This is a genomic window from Mucilaginibacter sp., from assembly GCF_965200995.1.
GTDB lineage: Bacteria > Bacteroidota > Bacteroidia > Sphingobacteriales > Sphingobacteriaceae > Mucilaginibacter.
In genome coordinates this window covers 2,066,522-2,079,532 of the sequence record NZ_OZ241743.1, presented here as the reverse complement: position 1 = coordinate 2,079,532, position 13,011 = coordinate 2,066,522, and the positions used below count along the sequence as shown (strand labels likewise).

Below are 13,011 nucleotides of genomic sequence, written 5' to 3'. Positions count from 1 at the left end.
GTCTTAATTTATTAATAATGGCACTTGCCGCACTCTAAACCACCCAGGCTTGCTGCGGTAAGTTTCTGGCCGTTCTTCAGGTTCTCGTGTGCTTTCAGCAGCGCATCGTAGTAGCCGCTGCCTTTGCTGTTCACCTCGGTGCGGCGGTGGCACTGTATACACCATTTCATGGTAAGCGGTGAGTATTGGTACACCTCCTTCATGGTTTGGATAGGGCCGTGGCAACGCTGGCACTCAATACCGGCTACCTTGGTATGCTGTGCGTGGTTAAAGTATACCAGATCGGGCAGGTTGTGGATACGTACCCACTGGATAGGCCGGGCCTTGGTAGTATCGTATTTAGCCGTTTGCGGATCATAACCCAGCGCATCATATATCTTATGAATTTCCGGCGATTCTGTTTTTACCACTTTATGGCAGTTCATACAGATGTTCAGCGATGGGATGGTTGCATTCTTGCCCTTATAAGCAGGCGCATGGCAGTACTGGCAGCTGATCTTCATTACACCGGCATGCAGTTCGTGCGAATACTTGATAGGCTGTACCGGCTGGTAACCCTGGTGCACATTGGTATTCCACATGGTTACCCAGCTCCAGCTACCCATAGCCACTGTACCGCACAGGATGATGAAGAATACCAGCTTTTTGTTTTTCAGCAGCTTTTTAGCCGCTTCTAACCGTGCAGCTTTAGCCGCATTCTTGTCTTCCTCGTCTTTTTCTTCTTCGGTAGCTAACAAGGAGATAGTGTCTTCCTTCTTCAGCAGCAAACGCTCTAAGGTACCTACTACCCGGTTTAGTACCAGGATAACGATAAAGGCAACCACCACCAGGGCAATCAGTACCCAAACTGCAGCCTCACTCGGGCCTGAGTCAGCTACTGGGCCATCGCCGCCTTTGTTAGCTGGTGTATTTGCAGTAGCCTGCATTTTCTTCCAGTCATCGCGCACGTAAGCAATAATGTCGGCTACATCACCATCAGACAGGTTGGTGAACACGTTCATGCCCGCCTGATTGTATTCGTTGTAGATGCTTAGAGCTTTCTTATCCTTAGCGGCAATCAGCGCCTGATTGTTCTGGATCCATTTGGTTAACCATTTATCATCAGTTTCAGAGGTAATGGTTGGGCCTAAAGCCGGACCGGTAGCACGCACATCAATTTTATGGCAGGCTGTACAGTTGGCTTTGAACAAGGCTTCCCCTTTGGCAACATCGCCTGCAGCCCGGGCAGAAAGTGTAGTGGCAGCCAAACCGGCCACAAGTAACAATGACCGGGAGAACTGTTTAAAAAGTAATGAGATATTTCTCATAAAGCGTATTTATGCTAAATAATGATGTGTTTTAATATAAAACCGTTAAAAAAAGTGCAGATGTATCCCTTTTTTCAGTCCACAAAAGTAAAATTTTATAAGCTATGGCTGACAAATTCCTGACAGTTTGTTCTAATTTATAATCGTTCTAAACTAACACAAAAAGAGCCCTTAAGCTTGAGTTAAGGGCTCTTTTACAGGTACAATTGAAAATTATTAAATGTTCAGTTAAAAAATATTTGCCGGTTTAATTTATTGTTTTAGCAGCCAGGCAAATATCAGCGGCACTACAATAGTAGCATCAGATTCCACAATAAATTTGGGGGTATGGATGTCCAGTTTACCCCAGGTAATTTTCTCGTTCGGCACCGCACCGGAATAAGAACCGTAAGAGGTAGTAGAGTCGGAAATCTGGCAGAAATAGCTCCAGAACGGTATATGTTCCATCTCCATATCCTGGTACAGCATCGGCACCACGCAGATGGGGAAATCGCCGGCAATACCGCCGCCGATCTGGAAAAAGCCAATGCCTTTACCGTCCGAGTTCTTTACATACCAGTCGGCCAGCCAGCCCATGTACTCAATACCGCTCTTCATGGTGGTGGCCTTAATTTCATTTTTGATCACGTACGAGGCAAAGATGTTGCCCATCGTCGAATCTTCCCATCCGGGTACCACAATCGGCAAATTCTTTTCGGCCGCGGCCAGCATCCACGAGTTTTTAGGGTCAATCTCATAATATTGCTCCAACTCACCGCTCAGCAGTATCTTGTACATAAACTCATGCGGAAAGTAACGCTCGCCCTTATCATCAGCATCTTTCCATATCTGGTAAATGTGCTTTTGCAAACGGCGGAAAGCCTCCTCTTCGGGGATGCAGGTATCGGTAACGCGGTTATAGTGGTTCTCCAGCAGATCCCACTCGTCCTGCGGGCTTAAATCGCGGTAATGGGGCACACGTTTGTAGTGGGAGTGCGCCACCAGGTTCATGATGTCTTCCTCAAGGTTAGCGCCGGTACAGGAGATAATGGCAATCTGGTCCTGCCTGATCATTTCGGCCAGGCTGATGCCCAATTCGGCGGTACTCATGGCACCGGCTAAGGTTACCATCATCTTGCCGCCTTCTTGTAAATGCTTTTCGTATCCTTTGGCTGCATCCATTAATGCAGCCGCATTAAAGTGCAGGTAATTTTTTTCAATAAACTGAGATACAGGGCCTCTTTCAGTACTCATAGCGTTAAATTTTAAGCCGCAAAAATAGGTATTTTGCTTTAAACGCAGTTTTAAAATCAAAAATGCACAATTTGCGTTCAGTTAAGCGTGGGATCCCCAACAGATTCAACAGCCCCGCCCAAACCCTCCCCGGCAGGGAGGGCTTTAAAAAGTTTCCCCTACCGGGGAGGATTTAGAGGGGGCTTACTCCTGCCGGAAAATTATTGCATGAAGAAACTATTAACCTTACTGCTCTTTATAAGTTCAGCCACTTTGCAGGCGCAGCCTAAGTTCATCCCGAAATTTGTGCGCAAGATGCTGTTCGAGAAAGACAGCACCAGGCACAGCAGTTTCTTTTTGCTGCCGGTAGTGGCTTCGGCGCCGGAAACCGGGCTGGAAATCGGCGCCTCGGCACTGTATTCGTTTTATACCGATACTTTGCATCAGGGCACGCGGGTATCCAACGTTTTTGCCTATGCCACCTTTACCACCAAAAGCCAGCAGCGCCTGAGCCTGAGCACCAGCCGCTGGCTGCCGGGCAACACCTATCATTACACGGCTGCCATTAACTACACCAATTTTCCCTACAACTTTTTTGGCGTAGGCAACAATACCCGCGAAGCCGATAAAGACCCGATTGCCGAGAAACGCCTGCGCGTAACCTTTACCGGCGAAAAGCGCCTGAGCCGGTATATTTACGCAGGCCTTACCGCCGGGGGCTACAATTACAATTACCACGACCGCCTGCAGGGCGGCATTTTTGAAACCAGCCCGCTGGTTGAAGACCGCAATGGCGGCAGCATCCTGTATGCGGGGCCAAGCTTTAGTTTTGACAGCCGTAATAACAACACCTATACCACCAAAGGCATTTACCTGAGCGCGTATCTGAACCTGATGCATGGCGTTTTTAATAACAATGGTTACAAAGGCGGTTTCTTGAATATGGAGTACACGCAGTTTTTTAAACTTGCCCGGCGTTTAACATTGGGTACCGATATTCAGAGCCAGAACCTGGTGGGCGGGCAATCGCCATTTTATTTGTTACCCTCGCTGGGAAATGATGAAATGATGCGCGGCTACTATAATGGCCGCTTCCGCGACCGCAACCTGATTGCCGGACAGGCGGAGCTGCGTTTCCGGCTGAGCGACCGCATTGGCATCAACGGATTTGCCGGCGCCGGTAAGGTATACCACAATGGTATCAGCATCAGTGACCTAAAGCCTGACTATGGTGGTGGTATACGCTACTTTTTTGATGTGGAGAAGGGCTTAACCATGCGCCTTGATTATGGCATAGGCGAGAAACGCTCCGGCGAAAAGCGCCAAAGCGGCCTTTATCTGGCTTTAGGCGAAGCGTTTTAAAAATACCTTTGTAGGAAGTTGTCTGAAAACGCGTTTTTAAAAAAATATAAAAAACGTGTCATTGCGAGGAACGAAGCATCGGCCCCCTCTAAATCTTCTCCGACAGGGGAGACTTTCGATTTGCTTATTTTGTAGCCCTCCCTGTCGGGGGAGGGTTGGGTGGGGCTTCCTTACAGCAATAACGCGTTATTAATTTTTTAATATCCTTTGAAGTAAACCTTACAATATAAACGCTGCTACTGAATATTCAACTGTATCACTACCGTTTCCGGCTTTCCATTAGGGTTTCCCTGCCAGGCGGGGCCTTGCTTTACATAGGCGATAGCCGCCTGATCGGCATTTTGGGTAAGCCCTTGCAGCAATTTAAAATTGCTTAAGTTGCCGTTGGCACCTATGGTGAGTTCGAGCCGGATGATACCGGTTTGATGACCAGGAGCCGTAAAACTGTTTAAAAACTGCTGATAGGCTTTAATACCTATGGAAGGTGCAGCTCCCTTTTTCACCTGTACTGCCGGTGCCGCACGGGCAACAGCCACTTCGCCAAGCAAATTTTGAGCCGGCTGCAGGGCCAGTTTCATGCTATCTCCTGCGGTGGCCTTTACTTCCCTGCTTTGGTAACCCATGTAAGAGAGTTGCAGCATATCGCTGCCCTCTGCCTTAATTTTAAAGTTGCCGTTCTGGTCGGTAAGGGCTTTTGCTCCTACCCCTTTCACGCTTACGAGCGCACCGGGCAAAGGCCGCCCGGCATCATCAATTAACTGCCCTGTAATTTCATGCGACTGACCGGGCGCTAACTCCATGTTCACACCATCCGCCCGGCCGGCCAGTTGCTGGTTCATCAATTCCGGCCGGCTGCCCGGCTTTATGGTAGAAATTTTCTTATTATCGCCTAAAATGACCATTTTTTGCGGCTTATAATACCCTTCCGCAGCATATTGCGGCACCGTGTCGGCCGGAGCGGTATAACCGAACCTGCTATCGGGCACCTGCTTCAGTACATCGGCAGCCGGCGCCGGTGCGCTTGCCTGCACCGGGTATGGTGTACCTGCCTGCCTTTGTACCGGCTTACGGGTGAGCACAACTGCTACCTGTTCATCCCTTAACTTTCTCGGCAGCGCAGGCGGCTGGGTTGCTGCTGGTACGGCAGGCTCATTAGGCGCAATTACCGCTGCGGGCGCTGCCGCAACCTGGTTAACCGCCGGTTTTTGCTGCGCCAGATAGAGCCACAGCCCGATACTGCCCGCCAGCAATACCGAGGCAGCAATAGAAATACCCGCCCAGGGTATCAGTTTGCGTACCGGTTGGTTGATCCGTTGCTGCAGGCGCTGGTGCAGTTCCGCATCGGGCTGGCCGGGCCTTACGCCTGTAGACTCGTAACCTTCCAGGGCATCCATCAGAAACGGATCGTCCTGCGCACGTCTTTCCAGTTCGTGCATGGCACGGGCATCCAGTTCCCCGTTCAGGTACTGCCTTAGCTGCGATATGTCGGTCTTGTTACTGCTCACGGCCGCGTTCCATGCAAATTTTTAAATTCCGTTTCCCGTTCTGGATATAACTTTTCACCTCGTTTATGCTGTAGCCGGTTATCCCGGCAATATCCTTATAACATTTCTGCTGATAATAAAACAGTTGTACGCTCTGCTGCTGGGCTTCGGCTAATGTTTGCAAACAATGTTCCAGCAACTGCAGCCCTGCTTCGCCGTTTTCATCTTCAGGATGCACAAAGGGGTTAAATTCCATAACCTCCTCTAAATTAACCATCGGCATTTTTTTGCTGCTGCGTAGTTGCATGAGGCAATAATTGCGCGCCAGCACATACAGCCAGCTCCTGAACTGCTTTACCTCGTGCTGCCGGGCCTTACTGATCAGCTCCTCGAATATCTGCATTACGGCATCCTTACTTTGCTCCTCATCCTGCAAATACTTGAGCGCTACGCCGTACACCAAGGGCATATAAGGCGCATACAACCTGCCCAGTACAGCTAAATCGCCGTTTTGGCGGTACTGCTGCACCAACTCCTCATCGGTAGCCGCAACCGGCTGTATTTTACTGCTGAATAACCCCATGTATACGGCGTTAAATTAATTTTTTTATCCGGTTTATGGAAATCGGTTGATAGCTGCATCCTCAGGGTATAAAACACGCAGATTATGAAACAGCTCATTCTATTTCTTATGCTGGTTACCGGCATCGGTGCTACAGCACAAACTACTACACGTACCATTAGCGGCACCGTATATGACAAGCAAGGTAAGTTGCCCCTAAGTGGTGTAAGCATTAAGGCCGCAGGGACAACTATTGGCACAGCCAGCAACATGGGCGGCCATTATCAAATCACTGTTCCCGATACAGTACGGCAGTTATTGGTGCGATACATCGGCTATACTACTCAAACCATAAAACTGAATAAAGCTAACCAGTTGAATATTTATATGGTTGCCGATTCACGTTCCTTAAATGAAGTAGTGGTTACCGGTTATACCGCACAGGCTAAAAAATCAGTAACAAGTGCGGTTGCGTCTGTAAACGTAGCTACGGCAAAACCTTTAGCCGTACCTGCACAGGAGGTATTAAGCAGATATGCTCCTCCAGCAGGTTTGCAAGGCAGGGCTGCAGGTGCACAGGTGCAGAGAAGTGTTTATGGCTACATGGCACCCGCCCCCTACCCGCAACCCAATACCGAATCTTATAAAGGCCTTGCTGATAATACCTTTCAGAACGCGGAGGCCAATCCGCTGTCTACCTTTTCGGTAGATGTGGATGCGGCGGCCTACAGTAATGTGCGGCGCTTTATTAACAACGGCGAACTGCCGCCAGCCGATGCTGTGCGTATTGAGGAGATGATCAATTACTTTAAATACAACCTGCCTGCCCCCACCAACGGCGAACCGGTGGCCATACATACCGAGCTTTCGGTAGCGCCCTGGAACCCGGAGCACCGGCTGCTGCGCATTGGTTTAAAGGCCCGCAGTATGGATACCCATAACCTGCCGGCATCAAATCTGGTTTTCCTCATTGATGTATCCGGCTCGATGAATGAACCCAACAAGCTGCCGCTGGTAAAGGCCGCCATGCGCCTGCTGGTTGATCAGTTGCGCCCGCAGGATAAGGTAGCCATTGTGGTATATGCCGGCAGCGCCGGGCTGGTACTGCCGGCCACACCGGGCAACGAAAAAACTAAAATACTGCAAGCCATTGAGAGTATGAACACAGGCGGCTCCACCGCCGGCGGCGAGGGCATTAAACTGGCCTACCGCATTGCCCGGCAGAACTTTGTTACAGGCGGCAACAACCGCGTGGTGCTTTCTACCGACGGCGATTTTAACGTGGGCGCTTCCAGTGACGACGATATGGAGCACTTGATTGAGCGCGAGCGGCAAAGCAACATCCACCTTTCGGTATTGGGGTTTGGCATGGGTAACTATAAGGACAGTAAGATGGAAACGCTGGCCGATAAAGGCAACGGCAACTATGCCTATATTGATAATATGCAGGAGGCCAAAAATAAGCTGGTAACCGAGTTTGGCAGTACCCTGTTTATGGTGGCTAAGGATGTAAAGCTGCAGGTGGAGTTTAACCCGGCTAAGGTAACGGCCTACCGCCTGCTGGGTTATGAAGACCGTTTACTGAACAAAGAGGATTTTAATAATGATGTAAAGGATGCAGGCGATATGGGCGCCGGGCATACGGTTACCGCCTTTTATGAGATTATCCCCGCTGGTGCCCGCGATCCGTTTGCCCCAACGGTAGACCCGTTGAAGTATCAGATCATGAGCCAGATACTGCCGGGTTATGTAATGCCTACCAATGAGTTGCTGACTATCAAATTCCGCTACAAGCAGCCGGAATCTATGCTGAGCAAACTGAGCCAGCAGGTGGTGTATGATGCACCGGCAGCCATCGCCCAAACCAGCGCCGATTTCAGGTTTGCCGCCGCCGTAGCTGAGGCGGGTATGCTGCTGCGGCAATCGCCCTACAAGCAAAAATCTACCTTTGAGCAGGCCATCACCCTGGCCAAAGGCGCTAAAGGCAATGATGAGGATGGGTACCGCTCGGAGTTTATCCGCTTAATAGAAAGCGCAAAACTGCTGGGTAAAAATGAACTGGCAGTTAGCCGGTAAACAAGATAAGGGTTGTATGTACAGGCCGGTTTAGTGCCCGTATATACAACCCTTATTGTTTACAGCGAAGCCTCATCAAACGCCTCCCAATACTTATCAATATAATCTTCTTTACTGGCTGTTTTATACTGCATGATGTAGCGCGGATGTTCTAATGCCACAATGCGGTCAAAGAAATGATATTTATCGTTCAATTGCCGCAGAAACTTTTCGTTTTTACCAGTGCCGAAGCAGAAAGCTACACCAGTGTGGATACCAAAGCCAATTTGCTTTTGCAGGCTTTCTACGCTGAACTGATAGGCAGCTTCGGTAAGCGCCTTGCTGTCATAATAATTGTAGTTCTTCTCCCTCCCTTTATCATCCACCGCAGTAAAACCCAATGGACACACAGAGTTGATATAGAACTTTTTGTAAAAGGCCTGTGGGCCGCCAAAGGCGTTAATGGCTTCGTATACAAATACCGATGAGGTTTCGTGTGTGTCCTTCCCATGATAATGGATGCCACATTCGGTACGCAGGCGCTTGGGGTCGGTAAAGGGGATGCCGGTTAAGCCGCCGCCAAACCGGCCTGGATTGATGCCTAAGATGATGTGGCGCTTTTGATTGTCTTCATAATATTTACGGTAAAATTCCTGTGAACAGCGTTTGGCCTCCGGTGATTCCTGAAAGGGATTGAGCACGCGGATGCCGGGTGGGAGCGGGCCGCCCGTCCAGTGCAGGTTTTGGTTGAAGCGGATAACTTTTTGGGCAAAGGTCATTGTGTTATTACTCCTAAATGCGTTAGTCATTTCGACCGCAGGGAGAAATCTTCTTCAGGTAGCCCGTCTGCGGCAGAAGATTTCTCCCTACGGTCGAAATGACTGTTTGATGTGCGTAGGTATATTAATGATAAAGCCCTGCATTTGTGGTGCAGGGCTTCATATGGTAAATACAAACTTGTTATATCAACAATCTTACCGGCTCTTCCAACAGCGCTTTCAGCGTTTGCAGGAAAGCGGCGCCTGTTGCGCCGTCCACCACGCGGTGGTCGCAGCTGAGGGTTACCTTCATTACGTTGCCGGGTACTACCGCACCGTTCTTTACTACCGGTACCTGCTGTATGCCGCTTACGGCCAGGATGCAGGAATCAGGTGAGTTGATGATGGCGGTAAATTCTTCGATGCCAAACATGCCCAGGTTAGAGATGGTAAAGGTGGAACCTTCCCAGTCGCTTGGCTGCAGCTTTTTCTCTTTGGCTTTTTTGGCAAATTCCTTTACTTCTACCGAGATCTGGCTTAACGATTTGCCGTCGGCAAAACGCACTACCGGTACCAGCAGGCCTTCGTCTACCGCTACGGCTACGCCTACATTTACATGCTCGTTGTAACGTATCTTATCGCCCAACCATGAGGAGTTGATGGCCGGGTGCTGTTTTAAGGCTACGGCACAGGCTTTCACTACAAAATCGTTAAACGAAATCTTAACCGGGGCTACCTCGTTCATCTTACCGCGGGCATTGATGGCCGCATCCATATCTATCGACATGGTTAGGTAGAAATGAGGGGCGGTGAACAGGCTTTCGCTTAGGCGCTTGGCAATTACCTTGCGCATCTGGGTTACCGGCTTTTCGGTAAATTTCTCCTGACCTGTAAAGGCAGGTACAGAAACCGTAGGGCCCGATTTGGCGGCACCTTCTTTGGCTTTTGCGCTGGCCGATTCTTCCTGCTGTATCTGCTCCAGCGAAGCCGCAAGCGGTTGCTGTGCAGGGGCGGCTTTCTGGCCGTCTACATTTGGCGTAGCGCCGGTACCGGCACCCTGGGTTGCACCGGCCGCACGTGCACCCGGCTTATATTCTTCAATATCCTTTTTAATGATGCGGCCGCCTTCGGCAGAGCCTTTTACATCATTCAGGTTGATGCCTTTTTCTTTGGCTATCTTACGGGCCAGCGGTGATGCCTTTACACGGCTGTCGTCAGCAGAGGAGGCTTGCTCTTGTTCAGCAGGCGCTTCTTCCTGTGCGCCCTCGGCAGGTGCAGAAGCAGCTTCGGCAGCAGGGGCCGAACCGCCATCCAGCAATGGGGTAATATCGGTACCTTCCTTACCTACAATGGCAATAATATCATTTACCTTGGCGGCTTCGCCTTCCTTTACACCGATGTATAATAAGGTACCTTCTTCGTAGCCTACCACTTCCATGGTAGCCTTGTCGGTATCTACATCGGCCAGCGAATCATCAGATTTGATCTTATCCCCTACCTTAAAATTCCATTTATTAATGGTGCCCTCGGTCATGGTATCGCTCAGCAACGGCATACGGATCACCACCGCCGGGATGCTGGCCGGGTCAACCGCGGGTTTTGCCGGAGCGGCGGGTTTGGCTGGCTCGGCAGCAGGCTGAGTTTCGGCAGCGGCAGGTTTTTCTTCCTTTGGCGCTTCGGCTTCCGCTTTAGGGGCAGTTTCGCCGCCGCCTGCGCCCAAAGCCGCCTTATAATCCTCCCCTTCCTGGCCCAATACGGCAATCACCGCATCTACCGGTACGGAATTTCCTTCCTCAACACCCACGTATAATAAAACACCATCCTGGTACGATTCAAAATCCATAGTGGCTTTATCGGTTTCAATCTCGGCCAGTACGTCGCCGGATTGCACCTTATCGCCTACCTTTTTATGCCACTTCGCGATGACCCCTTCGGTCATGGTATCGCTCATTTTTGGCATCTTAACTACTTCAGCCATATAGGGTATTGATGAATAGTTTAATTTATGTTAATAATAGGTTAGTCCCTGATGAACGGATAATTGCTTTCCACATATACATCAGTATACAGCTCGGAAGGATCAGGCCATGGCGACTCTTCAGAGAACTTTACAGATTCTTCTACCTCAGCCTTTACCTTGGCGGCAATCTCCTCAAACCATTTATCATCGGCATAACCCTCTTGTATAATGGCCTGCTTGGTAATCTCAATCGGGTCTTTAAGCTTGTAGCTTTCCAGTTCCTCTTTGGTACGATACTTTTGCGGGTCGCTCATGGAGTGGCCTTTAAAGCGGTAAGTGCGTATTTCAAGGAAGGTAGGGCCGTCGCCTTTACGGGCGCGCTCTACGGCTTCGTCCATCGCGTTGTGCACAGCTACCGGGTCCATACCGTCAACCGGCGAAGACGGAATACCATAAGGAATACCTAATTTATAAATGTCGGTATCGGCGGTAGAACGGGCTACCGAGGTACCCATGGCGTAACCGTTGTTTTCGCAAACGAAGATAACCGGCAGTTTCCACAGGGCAGCCATGTTAAAGGTTTCGCCCAAGGCGCCCTGGCGCACGGCGCCGTCGCCCATATAGGCTACGCATACGTTATCAGTACCGTTAAATTTTTCGGCGAAGGCAATGCCTGCACCCAGTGGTACCTGGCCGCCTACAATGCCGTGGCCGCCAAAGAACTTGTTCTCTTTATCAAACATGTGCATAGAGCCGCCTTTGCCTTTTGAGCAGCCGGTGGCCTTGCCATACAGTTCGGCCATTACGGCATTGGGATGGGTACCTTTGGCTAAGGCGTGGGCATGATCGCGGTAAGCGGTAATCATGCTGTCCTCGTGGCGCAGTACCGACATCGCGCCGGCCATTACGGCCTCCTGACCTATATATAAGTGGCAAAAACCTCTGATTTTTTGCTGCCCGTACAGCTGACCTGCTTTTTCTTCAAACCTGCGCATCAGCAGCATTGATTCATACCACTTCAGGTAGGTATCTTTAGTAATTTCGATTGAACTCATTTGTCAAACAACCTGTTTCTAAAATTTCAGAATGCGCAAATCTAATTATATCCTCGTAAAAAAGGAAAAACCTGTACGTTTGTTGCAAAATTATATTTGGTGGTTGTTCCACATGCGGTTTATTGCCGTTTAACAACTTTATTGGCAGTTTATGGCTTTTTATCCGCAGTATAAGCAGCAAAAAGTAACGCTGCTGAGGAATTATACCCTTTAAGGTTGCAACCTGTAACCTTTACTGCATGGCTTTCGTATACAACGCCGCTGTTAACTGCACATCAAGAAGGGTTAACCTAAAGCTATAGCCATTAACCAAAAGAGCATTGAAATTAATTTAAAAAATACTTTCTTTCAAATTTGGTTTTTTGAAAATAACGCATAGCTTTGTATTGTTCAATAGACACAGCGTCCAGATTAATGAACAACCATTAAAGTAAAACCTGAAATAAAGCTATTTGATGAAGAAATTTATCCTTTCTATTGCCCTGATGATGAGTGTTATAGGGTTGCAAGCACAATCAAAAAGTGTTCCAAACTCAGCTCCCGAACAAGAAGACCAAGAGAATTTAGCCAAAGATTATTTTTCGCAGATTATGGGTGTGGCGGTTTCTACCACCTCAAACGTAAAACTTTTCCAATTCGTATATGACTGGATTGGCACCCCTTACCATTTAGGCGGCGATAACAAGCATGGCATTGACTGCTCCGGCTTTGCTTATCAGCTTTATAATAAGGTATTTAACACGGCTATCGGCAGTAACAGCCGCAATATCTTCAGCCAGTCGAGCCCGGTAAATAAGGAAGAATTAAAGGAAGGCGATCTGGTATTCTTTAAAATCCACAGCCGTGCCATTACCCATGTGGGGGTATACATCGGCAACGGCAAGTTTGCCCATGCCTCATCAAGTAAAGGGGTAATGATCAGTTACCTGGCCGACCCTTACTGGACCCGCTACTACTATAAAGGTGGTCGCTTACTATCTGATAATCAATAAGCAACCTCTTAAATATACACTTCAATACTAAGCCCTGCCGGTGTCCGGCAGGGCTTTTTTATTACATCTCGTCCTTGGTGTTTTTCACCAGGCCAATGCCCGAAAAGAAAAACAGGACAGAAATCAGCCCGACTACAATTAAGGTAGTAGCCGGACTCCGGTGCTGGATTACCTGCACACCGGCATAAATCAGTCCGATAATGCCCAATACGGTAAGGATACCGCCAAAAGTACGTTTCATGTTCATAAGTGTAAGATTTTAAA

11 protein-coding genes are annotated in these 13,011 nt (G+C 49.1%); 3 read left to right on the top strand and 8 right to left on the bottom strand.

The annotated features are described in order from the left end of the window. Positions 1-11: 11 nt before the first annotated feature. A complete protein-coding gene (locus tag ACY652_RS09805; RefSeq protein WP_462264170.1) occupies positions 12-1,307 on the bottom strand; it encodes a c-type cytochrome in 1,296 nt (431 codons plus the stop codon). 252 nt (positions 1,308-1,559) lie between these two features. Next, a complete protein-coding gene (locus ACY652_RS09800) occupies positions 1,560-2,540 on the bottom strand; it encodes a deoxyhypusine synthase family protein (RefSeq protein WP_462264168.1) in 981 nt (326 codons plus the stop codon). A 207-nt stretch (positions 2,541-2,747) separates the two neighbouring features. Between ACY652_RS09800 and ACY652_RS09795 the strand changes: the two genes are divergently transcribed. Beyond that, positions 2,748-3,881, top strand: coding sequence for a BamA/TamA family outer membrane protein (locus tag ACY652_RS09795; protein WP_462264166.1), 1,134 nt, complete (start codon positions 2,748-2,750; stop codon positions 3,879-3,881). A gap of 236 nt (positions 3,882-4,117) precedes the next feature. On the opposite strand, the gene ACY652_RS09790 is transcribed toward ACY652_RS09795, so the two are convergent. Both ACY652_RS09790 and ACY652_RS09785 read right to left on the bottom strand, forming a co-directional pair. Then, positions 4,118-5,386, bottom strand: coding sequence for a carboxypeptidase-like regulatory domain-containing protein (locus ACY652_RS09790; protein WP_462264165.1), 1,269 nt, complete (start codon positions 5,384-5,386; stop codon positions 4,118-4,120). After that, positions 5,376-5,948: an RNA polymerase sigma factor gene (locus ACY652_RS09785; protein WP_462264163.1), complete on the bottom strand. Its 573-nt coding sequence runs from the start codon at positions 5,946-5,948 to the stop codon at positions 5,376-5,378. Before ACY652_RS09785 ends, ACY652_RS09790 begins: the two co-directional genes overlap by 11 nt. Before the next feature lie 84 nt (positions 5,949-6,032). On the opposite strand from ACY652_RS09785, the gene ACY652_RS09780 reads away from it, so the two are divergent. Next, positions 6,033-8,003: a vWA domain-containing protein gene (locus ACY652_RS09780; protein WP_462264161.1), complete on the top strand. Its 1,971-nt coding sequence runs from the start codon at positions 6,033-6,035 to the stop codon at positions 8,001-8,003. Positions 8,004-8,062: 59 nt separating this feature from the next. Here the strand turns inward: ACY652_RS09780 and ACY652_RS09775 are convergent, their stop codons facing one another. The 3 genes from ACY652_RS09775 to pdhA form a co-directional block, all read right to left on the bottom strand. After that, entirely contained in the window at positions 8,063-8,761 is a 699-nt protein-coding gene (locus ACY652_RS09775; RefSeq protein WP_462264159.1) for a uracil-DNA glycosylase family protein, read from the bottom strand. Between the two features lie 181 nt (positions 8,762-8,942). Continuing rightward, positions 8,943-10,718: a dihydrolipoamide acetyltransferase family protein gene (locus ACY652_RS09770; protein WP_462264158.1), complete on the bottom strand. Its 1,776-nt coding sequence runs from the start codon at positions 10,716-10,718 to the stop codon at positions 8,943-8,945. A gap of 41 nt (positions 10,719-10,759) precedes the next feature. Next, a complete protein-coding gene (pdhA, locus tag ACY652_RS09765; RefSeq protein WP_462264156.1) occupies positions 10,760-11,755 on the bottom strand; it encodes a pyruvate dehydrogenase (acetyl-transferring) E1 component subunit alpha in 996 nt (331 codons plus the stop codon). Between the two features lie 455 nt (positions 11,756-12,210). Here pdhA and ACY652_RS09760 point away from each other — a divergent pair, with 455 nt between their 5' ends. After that, positions 12,211-12,747: a C40 family peptidase gene (locus tag ACY652_RS09760; RefSeq protein ID WP_462264154.1), complete on the top strand. Its 537-nt coding sequence runs from the start codon at positions 12,211-12,213 to the stop codon at positions 12,745-12,747. 61 nt (positions 12,748-12,808) lie between these two features. Here ACY652_RS09760 and ACY652_RS09755 read toward each other — a convergent pair whose 3' ends face one another. Further along, positions 12,809-12,994 carry a hypothetical protein gene (locus ACY652_RS09755; RefSeq protein WP_462264152.1) on the bottom strand — a complete coding sequence of 62 codons (186 nt, stop codon included), beginning with the start codon at positions 12,992-12,994 and terminating at the stop codon, positions 12,809-12,811. Between the last annotated feature and the right edge of the window lie 17 nt (positions 12,995-13,011).

Coding starts and splice junctions, on each gene's coding strand:
- ACY652_RS09805 (WP_462264170.1), bottom strand. CDS start 1,307: ATGAGAAATATCTCATTACTTTTTAAACAGTTCTCCCGGTCATTGTTA.
- ACY652_RS09755 (WP_462264152.1), bottom strand. CDS start 12,994: ATGAACATGAAACGTACTTTTGGCGGTATCCTTACCGTATTGGGCATT.
- ACY652_RS09760 (WP_462264154.1), top strand. CDS start 12,211: ATGAAGAAATTTATCCTTTCTATTGCCCTGATGATGAGTGTTATAGGG.
- ACY652_RS09780 (WP_462264161.1), top strand. CDS start 6,033: ATGAAACAGCTCATTCTATTTCTTATGCTGGTTACCGGCATCGGTGCT.
- ACY652_RS09770 (WP_462264158.1), bottom strand. CDS start 10,718: ATGGCTGAAGTAGTTAAGATGCCAAAAATGAGCGATACCATGACCGAA.
- pdhA (WP_462264156.1), bottom strand. CDS start 11,755: ATGAGTTCAATCGAAATTACTAAAGATACCTACCTGAAGTGGTATGAA.
- ACY652_RS09785 (WP_462264163.1), bottom strand. CDS start 5,948: ATGGGGTTATTCAGCAGTAAAATACAGCCGGTTGCGGCTACCGATGAG.
- ACY652_RS09775 (WP_462264159.1), bottom strand. CDS start 8,761: ATGACCTTTGCCCAAAAAGTTATCCGCTTCAACCAAAACCTGCACTGG.
- ACY652_RS09800 (WP_462264168.1), bottom strand. CDS start 2,540: ATGAGTACTGAAAGAGGCCCTGTATCTCAGTTTATTGAAAAAAATTAC.
- ACY652_RS09795 (WP_462264166.1), top strand. CDS start 2,748: ATGAAGAAACTATTAACCTTACTGCTCTTTATAAGTTCAGCCACTTTG.